General features: G+C 32.6%; 21 protein-coding genes. 2 read left to right on the forward strand and 19 right to left on the reverse strand.

Annotation, left to right across the window (positions count from 1 at the left end):
• Positions 1 to 144: 144 nt before the first annotated feature.
• From B5E75_RS07740 to cdaA, 5 genes are all read right to left on the reverse strand, one after another.
• A complete protein-coding gene (locus B5E75_RS07740; RefSeq protein ID WP_087358177.1) occupies positions 145 to 1482 on the reverse strand; it encodes a HAMP domain-containing sensor histidine kinase in 1338 nt (445 codons plus the stop codon).
• A gap of 1 nt (position 1483) precedes the next feature.
• The gene (locus tag B5E75_RS07745; RefSeq protein WP_087358178.1) at positions 1484 to 2140 is read right to left on the reverse strand and encodes a response regulator transcription factor; all 657 of its coding nucleotides are present in this window, start codon (positions 2138 to 2140) and stop codon (positions 1484 to 1486) included.
• Positions 2141 to 2220: 80 nt separating this feature from the next.
• Positions 2221 to 3570, reverse strand: coding sequence for a phosphoglucosamine mutase (glmM, locus tag B5E75_RS07750; protein ID WP_087358179.1), 1350 nt, complete (start codon positions 3568 to 3570; stop codon positions 2221 to 2223).
• A 4-nt stretch (positions 3571 to 3574) separates the two neighbouring features.
• Complete coding sequence (locus B5E75_RS07755) at positions 3575 to 4972, reverse strand: CdaR family protein (protein WP_087358180.1); 1398 nt, start codon at positions 4970 to 4972, stop codon at positions 3575 to 3577.
• On the reverse strand, positions 4962 to 5756 hold the full coding sequence (gene cdaA, locus B5E75_RS07760; protein WP_087358181.1) for a diadenylate cyclase CdaA: 795 nt from the start codon (positions 5754 to 5756) through the stop codon (positions 4962 to 4964). The genes B5E75_RS07755 and cdaA overlap by 11 nt, the downstream gene beginning before the upstream one ends.
• A 186-nt stretch (positions 5757 to 5942) precedes the next feature.
• Between cdaA and pduL the strand changes: the two genes are divergently transcribed.
• Entirely contained in the window at positions 5943 to 6509 is a 567-nt protein-coding gene (pduL, locus tag B5E75_RS07765; RefSeq protein WP_087358182.1) for a phosphate propanoyltransferase, read from the forward strand.
• A 45-nt stretch (positions 6510 to 6554) separates the two neighbouring features.
• Here pduL and B5E75_RS07770 read toward each other — a convergent pair whose 3' ends face one another.
• The 14 genes from B5E75_RS07770 to B5E75_RS07835 all read right to left on the reverse strand — a co-directional run bounded on the left by B5E75_RS07770 (position 6555) and on the right by B5E75_RS07835 (position 17649).
• Positions 6555 to 6833, reverse strand: coding sequence for an HU family DNA-binding protein (locus B5E75_RS07770; RefSeq protein WP_087358183.1), 279 nt, complete (start codon positions 6831 to 6833; stop codon positions 6555 to 6557).
• 88 nt (positions 6834 to 6921) lie between these two features.
• Positions 6922 to 7938 (reverse strand): threonine aldolase family protein, encoded by a 1017-nt coding sequence (locus B5E75_RS07775; RefSeq protein WP_087358184.1) that lies wholly within the window; start codon positions 7936 to 7938, stop codon positions 6922 to 6924.
• 9 nt (positions 7939 to 7947) lie between these two features.
• Entirely contained in the window at positions 7948 to 8772 is an 825-nt protein-coding gene (locus B5E75_RS07780; protein ID WP_087358185.1) for a MurR/RpiR family transcriptional regulator, read from the reverse strand.
• Complete coding sequence (locus B5E75_RS07785) at positions 8759 to 9325, reverse strand: Fe-S-containing hydro-lyase (RefSeq protein ID WP_087358186.1); 567 nt, start codon at positions 9323 to 9325, stop codon at positions 8759 to 8761. The genes B5E75_RS07780 and B5E75_RS07785 overlap by 14 nt, the downstream gene beginning before the upstream one ends.
• Positions 9325 to 10167 carry a fumarate hydratase gene (locus B5E75_RS07790; RefSeq protein WP_087358187.1) on the reverse strand — a complete coding sequence of 281 codons (843 nt, stop codon included), beginning with the start codon at positions 10165 to 10167 and terminating at the stop codon, positions 9325 to 9327. Before B5E75_RS07790 ends, B5E75_RS07785 begins: the two co-directional genes overlap by 1 nt.
• Before the next feature lie 67 nt (positions 10168 to 10234).
• The gene (locus B5E75_RS07795; RefSeq protein WP_087358188.1) at positions 10235 to 11059 is read right to left on the reverse strand and encodes a MurR/RpiR family transcriptional regulator; all 825 of its coding nucleotides are present in this window, start codon (positions 11057 to 11059) and stop codon (positions 10235 to 10237) included.
• On the reverse strand, positions 11056 to 11445 hold the full coding sequence (locus B5E75_RS07800) for a putative periplasmic lipoprotein (RefSeq protein ID WP_087358189.1): 390 nt from the start codon (positions 11443 to 11445) through the stop codon (positions 11056 to 11058). Before B5E75_RS07800 ends, B5E75_RS07795 begins: the two co-directional genes overlap by 4 nt.
• A gap of 254 nt (positions 11446 to 11699) precedes the next feature.
• A complete protein-coding gene (locus B5E75_RS07805; protein ID WP_087358190.1) occupies positions 11700 to 12689 on the reverse strand; it encodes a dipeptidase in 990 nt (329 codons plus the stop codon).
• Between the two features lie 12 nt (positions 12690 to 12701).
• Positions 12702 to 12944 (reverse strand): hypothetical protein, encoded by a 243-nt coding sequence (locus tag B5E75_RS07810; RefSeq protein WP_087358191.1) that lies wholly within the window; start codon positions 12942 to 12944, stop codon positions 12702 to 12704.
• Positions 12941 to 13726, reverse strand: a complete 786-nt coding sequence (locus B5E75_RS07815) for a Cof-type HAD-IIB family hydrolase (protein WP_087358192.1) — start codon at positions 13724 to 13726, stop codon at positions 12941 to 12943. The genes B5E75_RS07810 and B5E75_RS07815 overlap by 4 nt, the downstream gene beginning before the upstream one ends.
• Positions 13727 to 13791: 65 nt before the next feature.
• A complete protein-coding gene (gene nrdG / locus B5E75_RS07820) occupies positions 13792 to 14322 on the reverse strand; it encodes an anaerobic ribonucleoside-triphosphate reductase activating protein (protein WP_206413972.1) in 531 nt (176 codons plus the stop codon).
• Positions 14303 to 16603 carry an anaerobic ribonucleoside triphosphate reductase gene (locus B5E75_RS07825; RefSeq protein ID WP_087358194.1) on the reverse strand — a complete coding sequence of 767 codons (2301 nt, stop codon included), beginning with the start codon at positions 16601 to 16603 and terminating at the stop codon, positions 14303 to 14305. The genes nrdG and B5E75_RS07825 overlap by 20 nt, the downstream gene beginning before the upstream one ends.
• A gap of 106 nt (positions 16604 to 16709) precedes the next feature.
• Complete coding sequence (locus B5E75_RS07830; protein ID WP_087358195.1) at positions 16710 to 16985, reverse strand: HPr family phosphocarrier protein; 276 nt, start codon at positions 16983 to 16985, stop codon at positions 16710 to 16712.
• Between the two features lie 70 nt (positions 16986 to 17055).
• Positions 17056 to 17649, reverse strand: a complete 594-nt coding sequence (locus B5E75_RS07835) for a tyrosine-protein phosphatase (RefSeq protein ID WP_087358196.1) — start codon at positions 17647 to 17649, stop codon at positions 17056 to 17058.
• A gap of 233 nt (positions 17650 to 17882) precedes the next feature.
• On the opposite strand from B5E75_RS07835, the gene B5E75_RS07840 reads away from it, so the two are divergent.
• Positions 17883 to 18722 (forward strand): MerR family transcriptional regulator, encoded by an 840-nt coding sequence (locus B5E75_RS07840; protein ID WP_087358197.1) that lies wholly within the window; start codon positions 17883 to 17885, stop codon positions 18720 to 18722.
• Position 18723: the final 1 nt, after the last annotated feature.

The raw sequence follows: 18723 nt of genomic DNA on the forward strand, positions 1-18723 counted from the left end.
CACCACTTCCTCCATCCTTAACATCACTGTTAACGACTTGTGGTTCACTACACTTGGCGGTAACTACCTGTGGTCGGTCTATCTCCGACTGAATCCGTGCCATGCCCGGCACACAGCAATAAAAGCAGGTCAATCGACCTGCTTTTATTTTGCCTTTTGAAAAATAAAACAAACTCCTACTTCTTGATTCACAGCTGAAACATTATAACCAAACATCGAAGCAATCTTGCTGACAATGGACAATCCTAAACCAAACTGTCCTTTCACGCCTTTGACATAAGGATCAAATAAATAAGGTAAAGTGGCTTCATCAATCGCTTCTCCATCGTTATAGATTTCCAAATAATCTTCCTTTAAAGTAATCTTAATCAATGTTTTCGCATAACGTGAAGCATTCTCAATAATATTTTCAATGGCTACGCGCCAATGTTCCTCATCACCAACAAAAGTCACATCTTCCAGTTCTGTTTCCAGTCTTATCTCCGGCTTTAATAAATCCATCTGTAAAACAATCTTTTCTATTAATTCTTTAATCGCAAAAGTTTCCAGTTGATTATCTTCACCCTGTAAGTAATCTAAACGATTGAGATATAAAAATGATTTGACTTTATGTTCTAAACGATCAGCATTTTCCAATATGACATCAATTGAACTATCTTTATCTCCATAAGGATAGACATCATCTTTAATACTTTGAGCATATGTTTGAATCAAAGCAATCGGTGTTTTTAAATCATGAGAAATATTATGTATCATTTCTTCTTTAATACTTTCCTGTTTATCCAAATCATCTTTCATCGCAACCAATGCTTTAAACACAATACCAATCTCATCTTCACGTTGAATATTCAATTCACTTTCTTTATGATCTTTGATATTATCAATATAATTTTTAATCTTTTTAAGTGGACTAATCAGTGATAAAACCCACAAAATCATAACTAGTGCCAATACTATAAAGAAACCATATTGAATATAAATAATCTGATTACGTAAAGATGTGACTAATGATAAAGAATATTCGCTATCCACTAATGAAATCAAATATTGAGATGTATCATTAATATGCGTAATCATATAATAATACGTATTACCATTATATTGTCCTTTATTTTTAATGACGCTTTGATGGGTTTGAACAGCCTTAAACAAATCTTCTTTAAAAAGATAAGAATAAAAATTATAAACAACTTGATGACTACTAATATTTGTTTCTGTAAATGTATTTTCATCACTTTCATAAATAATATGATAAACTTCTTTTTCTTGTTTATAAGGAATAATATTACTATAAATAATTGAAGTCTGTGATATAGTTAAACGTTCATACATTTGTTTATCGACAATCGAAGATAAGTTATAATCGACAACAGGCATCATCACAGCAACCATCAGTATAGCCATCGCACACAAAACAACAATCAGTTGCTGGACAAGAGATAATTTTTTAAAAAAGGATAAACGTTCTTTTATTTTTTTCATACTAATCTAATCGATATCCAAAGCCATAGATTGTTTTAATATTTAAATCAGGCATCTTTTTTCTTAAACGACGTAATGTATCATCAACAACACGATCACTACCAAAATAGTTTTCATCCCAGACTTTAGATAAAACCTGATCACGTGAAATAGCCAGACCTTTATTTTTGATAAAATAAAGTAATAAATCATATTCTTTTGTTGTTAATTCTATTTCATGATTTTGATATAAAACTTTTCTTTTTTCTTCATCCACGGCATAACCATCAATATTAATCAATGCTGGATCATCCTTATAAACACGCTTTAAAACATTATGTATTCTTAAAATCAACTCTTTAATATTAAATGGTTTTGTAATATATTCATCACAACCTTTTTCTAAGCCAATAATACGATCAAATTCCTGATCTCTGGCACTCATAAAAACAATCGGCATATCGGGTTTACAGGCTTTGATTTCATTAAGTAAATCAAAACCACTATTTTTATCTAACATAATATCAATAATCCATAAATGAACATCATCATCTTTATGCAAAAAAGCTTCCTCATACGTATAAAAAGAATAAACAATATAACCTTCTTTTTCTAAATAAGTTCTTACAAGATCATTTAAATTTTTTTCATCATCAATAATATTAATACGGTATTTCACAATCCATCACCTCTTATTCATTATATACAAAATATTGCCATATTTCATGGCAATATTTTGTGATAATATGTGAAATTATATTATTTTTCTACAGCATATCCTTTTTCTTTAATTTTATTCACAACTTTTAAAACATATTCATGACAAATCTCATCGCTTTGTGCTTCTACCATCACACGAATCACTGGTTCTGTTCCACTTTCACGCACAAGAATACGTCCTTCATCTCCTAAAGCTTCTTCAACTTCTTTAACAGCTTTTTGAACATCTGGATCATTTTGAGCTAAAGCCTTATCACTCACACGGACATTGATTAATAACTGTGGATAGATTTCTACCTGCTCTGTTAATTGAGCCAGTGTTTTTTTGTTTTCTACCATTGTTTCCATAATCTTTAAAGATGTTAAAATACCATCTCCTGTTGTCGCATGTTTAGAGAAAATAATATGTCCTGATTGTTCTCCACCAATACAATGACCATTTTTCACCATATTTTCATAAACATATTTATCTCCTACAGCTGTTTTTTCATATTGAATACCTACTTTATCCAATGATTTATATAATCCAAAATTACTCATCACTGTTGTCACAATTGTGTTATTTAAAAGTTCACCTTTTTGTTTCATTTCTAAACCACATAGATATAGAATTAAATCTCCATTGACAACACGACCAAATTCGTCAACAGCGATACAACGATCAGCATCACCATCATAGGCAAATCCAACATCCAATCCATTTTCAACAACATATTTCTGTAAAACTTCAATATGTGTTGAACCACAGTTTGTATTGATATTTAAACCATCTGGCTGATTATTAATCACATGTGTTTGAGCACCTAAGGCATCAAAAACACTTTTGGCAATAGCACTAGAAGAACCATTGGCACAATCCAATCCTACTTTAATATCTTTAAAAGCACGTGTTGGAATACTCATTAAATAACCAATATAACGATTTCTACCCATTGAATAATCAATTGTTCTACCAATCTTATCTTTTGTTGCATATGGAATAGGATCAGTTAAACCATCAATATATTGTTCAATCAATGTTTCAATTGTGGCTTCTAATTTATGACCTTTTCCATTAATGATTTTAATCCCATTATCATAATAAGGATTGTGTGAAGCAGAAATCATGATTCCACAATCAAACTCTTCACTTCTGACAACATAAGATACTGAAGGTGTTGTTGTGACATGTAATAAATATGCATCTGCTCCACTTGCAGTTAATCCAGCCACAAGAGCATATTCAAACATATAAGAACTTCTTCTTGTATCTTTTCCAATCACAATTCTTGCTCGATGTGAACGTGAAAAATACCATCCTAAATATCTTCCAACTTGATAAGCATGTTCCACAGTCAAATCAATATTTGCTTCTCCTCTAAATCCATCTGTACCAAAATATTTTCCCATTGTCTTAATTCCTTTCTATATTAATTGTTATTTTTGAAGATGATAACAATTTCATTGCTAATGTTTCATCATCTCCTGCAATTTTAACATTCACTTGATGTGTGCCAACACTCAAACCATCAATATCAATCGTTGCCTGAATATTGTCAACCTTTAAAGCATTGATTTTATCCTCAGTTCCTGTTATGGAAACAGAAGCATATTGACCTTGTCCCGCAAAAGAAACCTTATAATCATGAGAATTATTCAAAACCTTAATTGGAATGTTATCGAATTTTTTTGTAATGACTTTTTCTATTTCTACATTGACATCTACCGTATCCTGTGAAAACTTATTAATTCCTGTGATTTTCTTCAATGACAAATCATTTAACGTTGTACTTGATTTTAAATCGCTGACATCAACATCAACTTCAACTTGGTTGACTCCCTTTAACTGTTCTTCTACTCCAAAAATAGTCACTTCATTTTGTGATAAAGTATATTCAGAAACCTGATATCCTGTTGGTAAATCTCCAACAATATTGGCATGAATTGGAACAGTTTTACTATAAGAAGACACTTGACATGTGACATGAACATCACTAGGACGCACCTCTACTTTTAATTCGTCGCCATTACTGTCATAAGCTTTGATTTTTGCATTTTGTTCAAAGTCTTCTGTTTGATTAGAAACATCTATACAAGCCTCAACTTTTTCAACTTTCGATAACGTATCTTCACTGGCACGTAATTCTACGGTATCTAAATCCATTTGACTGACACTTACTGAATATTTACTATCCAGTTCATCTTCATTAATAAAGCGATACCCCAAATCAAAAGTACGTGTCACTTTTTTAGCAAGTGTGACTTTAATAGAGCTCGGTATCGAAACAACTTGCAAAGATTCCGGAAAATGACGTGTACGTAAGTTCAAAACATAGTCACCCGCATTTAAATCTTGTAAATCCAAATAAACTTCATAATCTTTAGAAAAGTTCGTTTTATATATATCTAAAGAGGGACCAACCAACACAACCGAAACACTATCGGGAATACCCGAAGCTTCCAGAGAATCATCAAGATTTTCTACATGTACTGGAACATTTTCTAATGTTGCTCCAGAAGTTGGGCTAGTTAAAATATCTTTTCCAGATACACTATAAAATAAAATACCAGCCATCATAAAAGACAAAATCATAATTGATACTTTACTAGAAAGTATTTTATCTAATATTTGATTCATATAATTATAAAAACGAGCACCCGTATCAATCGCTTTGACTTTTTTTTCATTGACTGTGTCTTTACTTGTAGATTCTTTTGTCGATTGAGCCTTTTCTTTTTCTACAATCTTTAAAAAGAAATCTGTTGTTGTATCTTTTAAAGGTTTATTATTTTTTGCATTTCTAGGACTCATGAGCTTGACCTCCTTCATCACTAGATTTAAACCACTGTAATTCATTAACCAGTGATGCTCTTAATTCTTTGATAGGAATCTTTCTTAATTCACCATTTGTCGCAAAAGAAATCGTTCCAGTTTCCTCACTCACAACAACGGTTAAAGAATCCGTGATTTCACTAATCCCAATCGCTGCACGATGACGTGCCCCATATTTAGGACTTAATTCTTTATTCGTTGGTGGATAAAAAGCCGCTGCACAAGCCACACGATCTCCTTGAATAATCGTTGCCCCATCATGTAAGGGTGTTCCTTCCCAGAAAATCGTTAAAAAAAGCTCACTACGAATATCAGCGTTAATCTTTGTACCAGTATTAATATAATCAATCATGGATTGAGTTCTTTCAAACGTAATCAAAGCTCCTGTCTGTTCCTTTGCCAGTGTTGATATAGCATCAACCAGTTCATCCATCAATCTTTCTTTTTCATCATTACTGATTTCTTTTTTTACACTCATTTTAGTTTGACCCATTTTTTCAAGCAAAGTACGAATTTCTGGTTGGAAAATGATAATAATGGCTAAAACGCCCCAATTAATAATACTATCTACAAGATAATTTAATGTTGTTAAACCTAATAAACTGGTTAAAAGTTTAACAATCAAAATAAAAAGAACACCTTTGAAAAGCTGCATGGTTTTCATATTTGTTTTAAACATCGAAATCAAATAATAGAGAATAAACCATACTGCAATCAAATCTATTGCTGATCTTATAAAGTTAATCACAATACTAAGATTCAATCTTTATCACCTACATTTCTTTTTTATTATATCAGTTTTCTATCAAAAGTAAAACGTTACCTTTTTCATTTGTTGAAAATTAAGTCTTAAAAAAATAACATAAGATGTTTTTAGTAAAAATAAAACAAATTCCTTTGCAAATAGGCAAAAAAGTTGTAAGATATGTATGTTATAGGAGGATATTATATGGGAAAAACAATTTTAGTCGAAACTTCTGCAAGACATGTTCATTTATCACAAGCAGATTTAGAAACTTTATTTGGTGAAGGATATGTTTTAACTAACAAAAAAGATTTATCACAACCTGGACAATTTGCCTGTCAGGAAAAAGTCACTGTCGTTGGTCCAAAAGGAGAAACAAAAATGTCTATCTTAGGTCCAACACGTGCTAATACACAAGTAGAAGTGTCTTTAACTGATGCCAGAGCATTAGGTGTCAAAGCACTTATTAGAGAATCTGGAGATATCGAAGGAACTGCTGGTTGTAAATTGGTAGGTCCTGCTGGTGAAGTTGAAATTCCTTGTGGTGTGATTGCTGCAAAACGTCATATTCATATGACACCTGCTGATGCAAAAGAATTTGGAGTACAAGATAAAGATGTTGTCAGTGTAGAAGTGAAATCTGCCGATCGTTCTTTAATCTTTGGAGATGTCATCTGTCGTGTAAGTGACAGTTATGCTCTTGCTATGCATATTGATACTGATGAATCAAATGCTGCTGGCGCTCCTTGTGAAGGAACAATTATTAAATAAAAAAAAGAAAACCTGCAGATCAAAATCTGTAGGTTTTTTCATACTTTATTTTTCATTAACAACATTTTTTAAAGCTGCACTTGCTTTGAAAGCAGGAACTTTACTTGCAGGAATTTCCATTGTTTCACCAGTTCTTGGATTACGTCCTGTTCTGGCTTCTCTTGTACGAACTTCAAAAGTTCCAAAACCTTTTAAAGAAATCTTATCTCCTGCTTTTAAAACATCAGTTAAAGTTTCTAAAAAAGCATTAATAGCAGCTTCAGATTCTTTTTTTGTTAATCCTGATGCTAAAGAAACTTTTTCTAATAATTCATTTTTATTCATACTATAATCTCCATTTCTATGTATATTAGGGTTCTTCCCTAGACCCTATTATAATACAACTCTTAAGTCTTGTACAGTGGGATTTATTCTAAAGATTTTCAATCAACTGCACAAATGCATTGACAGCCTCTTTAGAAGTTGCCCATGATGTGACAATACGAATACGTTCACCACCTGAAACAGTACCCATATGTGTGACCATAAATTCTTTTTCAATCGCTTCTAAAGCCTTTTGTGGTAAATCGACAAAAATTTGATTTGTTTGAGAAGGTTCATAAATCGAAAAACCTTTTTGAATCAATGCCTGACGAATCAAATCAGCCATCTGATTTTCATAATGACCAATATCTTCATAAAGATGATCTTTCAATAATTCATAAAATTGAATACCTAAAAGACGACCTTTAGCCAACATAGCCCCTTTATTTTTCATATGATAACGGAATTGTGGTTTTAAATCATCATGAATAATAACAAGTGCTTCACCAAATAAAGCTCCCATCTTTGTACCACCAATATAAAAAGCATCTACATTTTTAGCAATTTCTTCTAAAGTTGGTGCATCTGGTAAAGCTAAAGCACTCCCCAAACGTGCTCCATCCATAAAAAGATATAAACCATATTGACGGGTAGTTTGATATAAATCCTGTAATTCTTCACGTGTATAATAAGTTCCTAGCTCCGTTGTCTGTGAAATATAAACCATACGTGGCTGAACCATATGTTCATCTTTGTGTTGTAAACAGATATCTTTAATCATATCACAAGTGACTTTTCCATGCACATGTGGACGAACCAGTATCTTGTGTCCAGCGCCTTCTACAGCCCCTGTTTCATGTACATGAATATGTCCCTCATCACAGGCAATGACAGCCTGATAATGTTTAAGAGCATAGGAAATCATTAACATATTTGTCTGAGTTCCACCAACAAGAAAATGAACATCTGCATGAGGTTGACCTATTTTTTGAAGAATCACTTCTTTTGCTTTCGTACAATATTCATCTTCTCCGTAACCAACAGTTTGAATAAGATTTGTCTGATTTAAGGCTTCTAAAACGCGTGGATGAGCCCCTTCACTATAATCATTTAAAAAACTATACATCTTTCTCTCCTATTCTCGATATAACAATCCATATCGTACATATATTAAATTTAATAAACTTAAAAAATTCATTGTTCCCTGTAAAGAAGATTCACTATATTGACTTTCTGTTCCATCAATGCGATATATCCAGTCAATATCTTCATTTTGATAAGTCTGATTCATTGTCAATAACAATATTTTAGGATGATGTTCTTTAACTTTATTGATCAAAGCATTCATTAGCTGTTCTCTGGCACGAACTGTAATAATAATGACTAAACTGCTTTCATCAATCATATCTAATCTTTGAATTTCATCGCCACGTTCTACAAAGGCATAGATAAATTTTCGATGTTTCAGCATTTTCATCTGAAAATCATTAGAAATGATCTTATTAAACTGATAACCTAACATATGAACTTTTTTAGCTTCATAGATCATTGCACAAATACGATCAATATCACTCATAGAAATGGAATTTTGAACGAGTGATAAAGATTCAATGGCTTCTTGATACATTTTATTTTTCAAATATTCAGCATCTTCTAAAATATTTTGATTGTCAGAAGGTGATAAATGAATTTCATTTCTTGCAATTTCTAAAGCAATCGCAATTTCATTTTTAAAATTCACAAAACTCTTACAATTCATATCTTTACAAAAACGTGAAATAGTTGCTGGTGAAGTATAACATAAATCAGCCAAATCATTAATACTGATACTTGGGATTTGATCTATATGTGTTAAAATCGTGTGAGCAATCGAATAATACATATCCTGTGGGGAAGATACATTCACATAGGACATCAAAGTATATAAAATATCAACTTCATTATAATCATGAATGGACATGTTTATGCTCCTTTATATATTGTTTTCTTCCCATTTCATATAAATCATTTCCCTGACTGTCAATAATGACTGTCAAAGGAAAATCCTTGACAACCAGTCGACGAATAGCCTCTGGTCCTAAATCTTCAAAAGCAATCACTTCACTTGATTCAACACAACGAGAAATATAGGCTCCTGCTCCACCAATGGCTCCAAAATAAACACAATGATATGTTTGCATGGCATCTTTGACGACTTGTTGACGATATCCTTTTCCAATCATGCCACGTAATCCCAGTTTCATCAAAGTAGGAGCATAGGCATCCATTCTACCAGCTGTTGTTGGACCACCACTGCCAAAAACCTGATGAGGTTTTGCAGGTGTTGGACCGACATAATAAATGATTTGATCTTGCAAGCAAAAAGGTAAATCTTGACCTCGTTCAATCAGTGTAACCAAACGCTTATGAGCCGCATCTCTGGCTGTATAAATAACGCCTGATAAAAGAATCTGATCACCCGCTTTGAGTTCTTGTACTTGCTCTAATGTCAAAGGTGTTGTCATATGTTTCATTATAAGATAACCTCCTTATGTCTAGCCACATGGCAACAAATAGATACAGCCACCGGCATTCCTGCAATATGTGTTGGATAAGTTTCAATATTTAAAGATAAAGCTGTGATTTTGCCACCGTAACCAGCTGGTCCAATACCCGTCTGATTGATTTTCTCTAACAATTCTTCTTCCAATTGTTGATATCGCTTATCTAAATGATGTGTCCCAATTTTTCTTAACATTGCCTTTTTCGCAAGATATGTGACATAATCAAACGTTCCACCAATTCCGACACCAATCACCATTGGTGGACAGGCATTAGGTCCAGCTTCTTCAACCACTTTCAACACAAAGTCCTTGATTCCTTCAACCCCATCACTTGGTTTTAACATTTTAACTTGACTCATGTTTTCACTACCAAATCCTTTTGGTGCTACAATAATTTTGAGTTGATTTCCTTCCACAATGTCATAATGAATATAAGCTGGTGTATTATCCTGTGTATTGCGTCTTTCAAAAACCGGATCATCAACAATACTTTTTCTTAAATAGCCTTCCTGATAGCCCTGTCTGACACCTTCTTGTAAAGCTTCCTGTAAAGAACCTTGAATATGTACATCTTGACCTATTTCAACAAATAAACAGGCCATTCCCGTATCTTGACAAATGGGCATACGAGATGTTTTCGCAATCATCGCATTATCTTCTAATATAGACAATGTCTGTTTTCCAAGCATACTATCTTCCTCTTGACAGGCATGATGCAATGCCTGTTGAACATCTTCAGGTAATTCATAATTGGCTTGAATGCACAGTTCTTTAACTGCCTGTATAATTTCTTCTTGTTTTATTTCTTTCACGAATTTCACCCTCTTTTAATTATGTTTATTATATATAATTTTCAAAACTATCACAAGAAAAAAAGAATTAAAGAAGATGTCCCTTTAATTCTTGAAGTGATGGATAATATAAACAATAATATCTTAATGACATTAATTCAACTGCTGTCAATAGACTATGTTTTCCCGTCTTTCGATTTTTAGAACGTCCTAAAACCAGTTGATGATGAACAGGTATTTTTAAATCCAGATGAGGATGGCACGTGATTAAAACAACCTGACAACCGGATTTTTTAAGATATTGTAGAAGCTTAGAATGACTGTTGGTAAAATAACCATTGACCGTCATAATAATGGCGACACTATTTGACGTTAATTGTTTGGCACATTCTAACTGGCGAGATGAATCCATATAAGCCATTGTGAATTTTTCCAGCATTAATAAATCTGTCTGTAAATGCAAGGCTGCACTTTGTGAGAACTGCGTTCCAAAAAAAGCCACAGAATCACTATCATGAATCAATTTTAAAATAGCGTCCACTTCATTCCAATCAAGAAACTCAGGTAAATCAGATATATATTGAATCACCTGTTGAATATATTGTTGAGTTGCCAGCTGAGGATGTTCTTTCATTGTTTCTAAAGGGATATTAATTAAATTGTTGAACTTTTTATCATGCGAATGAAAAGTATAACACTCCTGTTTTAAATGAGCAAAGTTTTCATACCCTAAGGCACGACAAAAACGTGAGATGGTCGCTGGTGATACAAAACATTCAGCAGCCAGCTCACTAATACGCATATTCGCTATACGATAAAAATTATTGGCCATAAACCATGCAATATTATAATTTGTATCGTTTTCTTGTGCAGTATCCAAAAAAATAATCAGCCTATAGAACAAATTCTTCACAATAACGCCTCCTGTAATACATAATGTCCTGATAAATCAGCACCTAAAAAATCATCTTCTTTTGTTGCTTTGACAATAACACAATCTTCCTCAAATGTAAATGTCAGTTGACAATCTTTTTGTGATGAAAGGACACATGTTGCCTGATGATGTGACTGATCTGTAAAAACAGCAAAATCCCCTATTCCTACACCATTGAGTTCAATTTGAAAAGAAAAACCATCTTGTTGAAAAGCTTTCTTATCAATAAACAATAACAAATCCTGATATTGATAAACATCTTGTTTTGTAGATGAAGTGATTTCATTTTCAACAACAGATTGACGAGGATGACATCCCATCAACAATAATGCACATATGAGTGCTAATCCCCACTTTTTCATCATCCATGCACCCTCCATTTTTCGACTTTATATGATTATAACATAAAATCTTAAAGGAAATATAGACCAATTTCTTCATCTTTTTTTCTATCACATATTTTTTGACAATTACATGAAATTTTAAACAAAATCATTTGTTATAGTGTATATGTAGTCAGAAATAATTTGTTTTCCCTTCAAATTTTGACTACTTCATGATATCCTTTCCCAAACTGATATCAAAAAAGCAGATGAGGCTCCCACCCATCTGCTTTTTCTTATAATAAAACATTTTGATAAACTCTTAAGACATTCTTATAAAAAATCTTTTCAATATCTTCAGTTGATAATCCTACCTCTTTTAAAGCTTTTTCTAACATTGGCAAATAAGAAGCATCCTGCAATTCCAGATAAGGTGGAATACCATCAAAATCGCTTCCTAATCCAATACAATCAATACCTGCCAGATTTTTAATATAAAGGATATGTTTGACAATATCTTCAATCTTTGATACAGCATGTTCTTCATTGTTTTCATGTAAAAAGTCGGCAGCATAATTAATTCCCATGACCCCACCACGACTGGCTAATTTTAAAATCATTTCATCAGTTAAATTACGAGCATGAGGGCAAACCTGACGGGCATTAGAATGTGAGGCAACAAAAGGTTTGGTTGTGTATCGGAACACATCTTCAAATCCTGCATCACTCAAATGAGAAACATCAATGATGATGCCTAAACGTTCACATTCTTGAACATAAGCTTTTCCAAACTCTGTCAAACCATGAACATTATCACATGTATGATATCCATGATTAGGATCATCCATAGAAAAATTAGGATAACCTATTCCATTTGAAAAGTTCCATGTTAATGTAATCATACGCACACCTAAATCATAATAATGCTGAAGATGTTGAATTTGGTTACGTACAACAGCTCCTTCTTCTAATGTCAATAAGGCACTCATACGCTGTTTTTGAATATTGTCTTGAATATCCTGATAGTTTTTCACAACACCTATTAAATCTGGATATTGATTAACTTCATGATAAAATGTATCAATCAGATCATGGGCATATTGCCATGCATCATCAGTCATATTTAATGGTGTAAACATCGCAAAGTTCTGTAATAAATAATCACCTTTTTGCATTTTTTCTAGACTTAGATGCAAATCATTATGCTTTAAAGAAATAGACTGTCCTTCTTTTTGTTGAAGATGGATAGCTGAAATAGTATCACAATGCATATCAACAACTTTCATACAACTTCCTCCTTATGAAAAATATATTTCTGTTTCCTGATACTGCTTTGTCAGCATTTGTGTATCTTTAAGCCAGTTGATTGCTTCATCAATTTCTTCCTGTGTTAATTCCACAATCCCGTAAGTTGCCAGTTGGCATATATCATAAAGACTTTGCCAGAGATCATCAAAATCATGAGTCTTTTCATCAGCCTGTTCACTTTCTATATAAGCACTCATAGCATGAGCTTTTTGAATTGCTTCTTCTTTTGTCATTCATATTCTCCTTCCTCAATCAATCCTAGTTGAAGACAAGCATAATAAATACCATCTTCATCAATCGGTTTTGTAATGAATGTTGCTATTGATTTCAACTGTTCATTACCCTGTCCCATCGCAACACTTTGACTGGCGTGTTGAAACATATCAACATCATTTAACGAATCTCCAAAAGCAATATATTCATCCAAATTCAATAAATGCATTAATTTTTGAATTCCAGTGGCTTTAGACAATCCGGCAATGGTTATATCCGCATAAGTTGATTCTCCCGGTAAAACATGAACACCTTTGACTTTTTGAAAAGGGGCATAATCATATCCCAGTGGTCCATAAACAATCATTGCTTCAACATCCTGTCCATGATAAGTTCCTACTGGTGGAATCTGATTTTGAAAATATTGTTGTGTCTGCAATACATAAGCATCGGGTTCTTTGGTAATGACACGTTGCGTTGATTTTAAAGTCACTGCATAATGATATTTTTCAGCAATATCTAAAACATCTAAAACAGCCTGAGGATCCATCAAAGCATGAAAGATTTCATGTTTGTTGGCATCTAAAACACGCTGTCCATTATTACAGACAAAACCATCCCATTCAAACATATCCATGAGTCCTGTTTTTGTTAATGAATCTAACCCACGTCCTGAAGAAATAATCATATGATAACCTTTTTTCTTTAATAATTGCAGTGTTTTTTGGGTAGATAAACACACTTGATGGTTGACATTATCCCTTAATGTTCCATCAACATCAAAACATAATAAAGGCTTCATCGTTTCCCTCCTTTACTTTTTATATTATATCGAAAATAAACTTATAGATAAAGAAAAGAATTTGTTTAATCAACAAACTCTCCATATTCATTCACTTTCTGTTCATAAAGACAATGATATTGTAAACTCTTTTGAACATCAATGATTCTTTGATTAGATGAACCTTTATAAATTAATTCTAAACTTCTTAAAGATAAAACAAAACGTCCATCGACTAAAGTATCACATAGACAAAGGAGCTCAATAGCTTCTTTACCTAATGTAAAAATTTCTTCATAAGTATAACCACTATAAATCATGATATGTAAATGTGTCTGCTTTTTTATCTGATTTAATAAAGCAATTAAAGGTTGACATTGAAGAAAAGGTTCTCCACCAGAGAGAGTGATTCCATCTAAAAGTGGATTTTTCATGATATCCGCTATAATATGATCAATATCTTCTAAATAGCCTCCATTTTCATCCCAGCTCTCAGGATTATGGCAACCTTGACAATGATGTGGACATCCTTGTGTAAAGATAGTATAGCGTAATCCCGGTCCATCTACAATAGAATCATTCACAACACCATATAATCTAATCTTTGTTGATATCATGTTTGACACGATCCTTTTCTTCGGCTTTTTTAGCGTCATTAAAACGGTCCAATGTCCCAACTAAATAACCCGTAATACGACGAATTCTTTCAAAACCTTCATATGGTGTTTCATGACGTCCACATTTTGGACAGACATCATTAATAATTCCATTATAGCCACAGACCGGATCACGATCAACAGGATGATTTATAGCTCCATAACCCATATTGGCATCATGCATCGCTCTGACTATTTTTTCAAAAGCTGGTAAATTTTTGGTAGGATCTCCATCCATTTCAATATAGCTGATATGTCCACCATTTGTTAAAGCATGATAAGGTCCTTCAATCTTAATCTTTTCAAAAGCACTGATAGGATAATATACAGGAACATGAAAACTATTTGTATAATATTCACGATCCGTCACTCCTTCAATTTTCCCATAAATCTTTCTATCTAATTTGACAAAACGTCCAGATAATCCTTCGGCTGGAGTCGCAATTAAAGAAAAATTCAAATGATATTTTTGAGCTGCTTCATCTACACGACGGCGCATATGGGCAACAATCTGCAAACCAAGAATTTGAGCTTTTTCACTTTCTCCATGATGATAACCAATCAATGATTTTAATGTTTCAGCTAAACCAATAAACCCAATTGTTAATGTTCCATGTTTTAAAACTTCTCTGACTTCATCGGTTGGTTTTAATTTTTCAGAATCCAGCCAGACACCCTGCCCCATTAAAAACGGATAATTCATGACTTTACGTTTACACTGTATTTCAAATCTTTCTAACAACTGATCAATACACAAATCAATCAATTGATCAAGTTTTATAAAAAATTCATCAATATCACCTTTTGACTTAATGGCAAGTCGTGGTAAATTAATAGAAGTAAAGCTCAAATTTCCTCGTCTTGGTGAGATTTCACGTGTGGGATCATAGACATTTCCCATTACACGCGTACGACATCCCATATAGGCAATTTCTGTTTCAGGTGTTCCTTTATAATACTGTTTATTAAACGAAGCATCCACAAATGAAAAATTAGGAAAGAGTCTTTTGGCTGAAACACGACAAGCTAACTGGAATAAATCATAGTTAGGTTCCCCTTTTTGATAATTAATACCTTCTTTGACTCTAAAAATCTGAATCGGAAAGATTGGTGTTTCTCCATGACCTAATCCTGCTTCCGTTGCCAGTAAAACATTACGAATAGCCATACGCCCTTCAACAGATGTATCCATTCCATAATTCAATGAGCTAAAAGGCACTTGTGCTCCCGCACGAGAATTCATTGTATTTAAATTATGAATCAAGGCTTCCATTGCCTGATAAGTTTCTTGATTCGTATCTTGATAAGCCTGTTCTCTGGCATACTTTTGTATACGTTCTACAACATCCAAAGTGATTCCATGCTTACAAAAAATATCTTTTTCAACTTCAAAATAACTTTCATCACTTAAAGATGGTTGAACAGATAAAGATTGTAACTCTTGTATAAGTTCATCCTGATTATCAATCAATAATTTCAAAGCTCCTTTGATAGCTTTCAAATACCATTTCACATAAGACTTTTTCACACCTTCAGCCATTCCATAATCAAAATTGACAATCGCCTGTCCCCCATGTTGATCATTTTGATTTGATTGAATCGCAATACATGTCAAAGCTGAATAAGTCGTAATACTATTAGGCTCACGTAAAACACCATGACCCGTTGAAAAACCACCATGAAACAAATCTATAATATCAATTTGTGTACATGTTGTTGTTAGGGTTAAAAAATCCATATCATGAATATGAATGTCACCAGAACGATGAGCAGCACTATGTAAAGGATTCAGGACAAACATTTCATTAAACTGTTTAGCTGCTTCTGCACCATATTTCAACATTGTCCCCATTGGAGCATCAGCATTCACATTCGCATTTTCTCGTTTCAAGTCACTATCCTTAGCATCTTGAAAAGTAATTTCTTCTAATGTTTTCATCAAGCGTGATTTACGATCTCTTGAACGTGTGCGCTCAGCACGATACAAAATATAAGCTTTCGCAATACGTACATAACCTTTTTCAATTAAGGTTTCTTCTACCGTATCTTGTACCAATTCCACTGTAGGTAATTCAGTATGTCGTTCTTCTAATTTATGTTCTACAACATGAGCCAAGTCAATAGCCGCATCCAATCCATATTTTGCTTCTGTAGCCTGAAAAGCCTTATAAATGGCTCCTGCAATTTTATTAACATCGAATTGATCCATTCGTCCATCTCTTTTTCTAATATATTGAATCATGAAACAACCTCCTTTTTATAAGTATCTCATATCTGACAACGATTCTCAAATTATTTGTATGATTACCCCAACAAAAAAGGTATCCATTATAGAATACCTTATCACCTTATTCAATTGTAGAAATTCCTAATTCATTGATTTTATCTTTAATCACTTCAATCGCTTTCTTTTCATCTTCTCCCTCAGTCACAATTTCTATTTGAGCTTTGGTTGGAATTCCTAAAGATAAAACCCCCATCATACTTTTCAAATTAACACTTTTATTTCCATAATTTAATGTCACATGACAATAAAACTGTTTGACAGTATTCACTAATTCTGTCGTAGGAGTTGCATAAAGTCCAACTGGATCTGTAACCGTAAATTTTAAATTTTGAGCCATATATGATTCCTCCTTTACCTATATTTATATTATAACATAAAGATATGGAAAATTTAAAAAAATATAACTTTCATTTTAAAAATTTATTGACTATATTTTTGATTTTCTGACTATTTAATAAGCACTCCATATATTCTTCTCTTGGCATGATCACATCAATAGAAACATTTGAATTTCGAGCATAATCTTCCAATAACAATTGCAGATTTTCTTTTGATTTCATATAATCTTCAATAATTTGTTGATGACTTATACCTAGACAAAGCAAAAGTAAAGCAGATACCACACCTGTACGATCTTTTCCTGCTGAGCAAAAATAAAAAACGCCTGAAGAAGCATGACATATTTGATAAATAATATTGATCATTGTAGAATCAACCATAGACATATAAGAAATACTTACTTCTTCTGGGGTACTAGGAATCGTATTGGCTCCTGTTATAGGTGTGTGATATAACATAAATCTTGAATCTCCTTCAAAAGCACTTGGCAACATAGAACATTCTTTTTCACTACGCAAATCAAAAATGGTATAGATATTTTGATGAATAAGCCACTGTTTTTCATCTTCTGTCATTTTCATGGGAACATCACTTCTTATCAATGGTATATCATGCGATAATAGATAACGTGTATTATATGTATTCTGTAATAAGGATGCCATAAAACAATCCTCCTTTATCAAGTTGAGTCTTCTATAGTTTTTTATATCACTTCCATCTTAACATAGATCAAAACAAAATAAAAACACGAAACAAAGTGTACTCATCAAGAATTGTATAGTAGAACCAGTCTGTCATAACTCATTTATTAAAAAATTTCAATGTTGAATAACAAAATGCTTGACTGTATTCTTAGCATATAGTGTAAGATATAGCTAGGAAAGGAAGAAATGATATGAAAACACATGAAGTTGAAGATATGCTTGGTATCACGAAACAGGCACTCATTTATTATGAAAAAGAAGGACTTATTCACCCACAACGTTTAGATAATCGTTATCGTGATTATACACAAAAAGACATTGATATTTTAAAACTCATTTTATTATTACGTTCTATGGAAATCTCTATTGATGAAATCAAACTGATTTTAAACAATCAATTATCTATAAGAGAGGCTTTACAACAAAAACAAGATTTTATCCATGATTCACAAAAAAGGTTGGAAGAACTTAATCAAAGAATTCATGACTATATGAAAAGAAGGGAAGTCAAGGTATCCTTTTATAAGCAAGATATTGACCAATGGAAAGGCTATGATACACTCTATTGCAATGATGGATATATCCAATATAATGAAATTCTTATTGAATTATCAGACATCAAAGAAATTCAAATTTCTATGTATAGTACCAATGGCATTCTCCATGCAGGTGCAGGTGCATTTGGAATGGCTGGTATGTATTTTCAATATTTTATTGATTTAGATATTCTCACAACGAAAGACACCTATTCATTTTCTATTCTTAATAATAATCTGGTTTGTGATATGTTTGATTATTTTATGAATAACCATATTCTTATCAATGATCCCCTTCACTTAGTGACACTTTATCATGATAAAAGAGATCCTGTTGTGTTAAATAATTATATCAATCTTCATTTTAAAGATTGGGCAAAACAATATCATCTTGATAATCCACGCAAGTCATTTTTAAGCTATTGTCAAAAAAGTGAACCAAAGAAAAAAGATTCACTAGGTTGGAATCTTATTCAAAAACTTTTCAAAAAATAAT

It is taken from the genome of Massiliimicrobium timonense (assembly GCF_002160865.1).
GTDB lineage: Bacteria > Bacillota_I > Bacilli_A > Erysipelotrichales > Coprobacillaceae > Allocoprobacillus.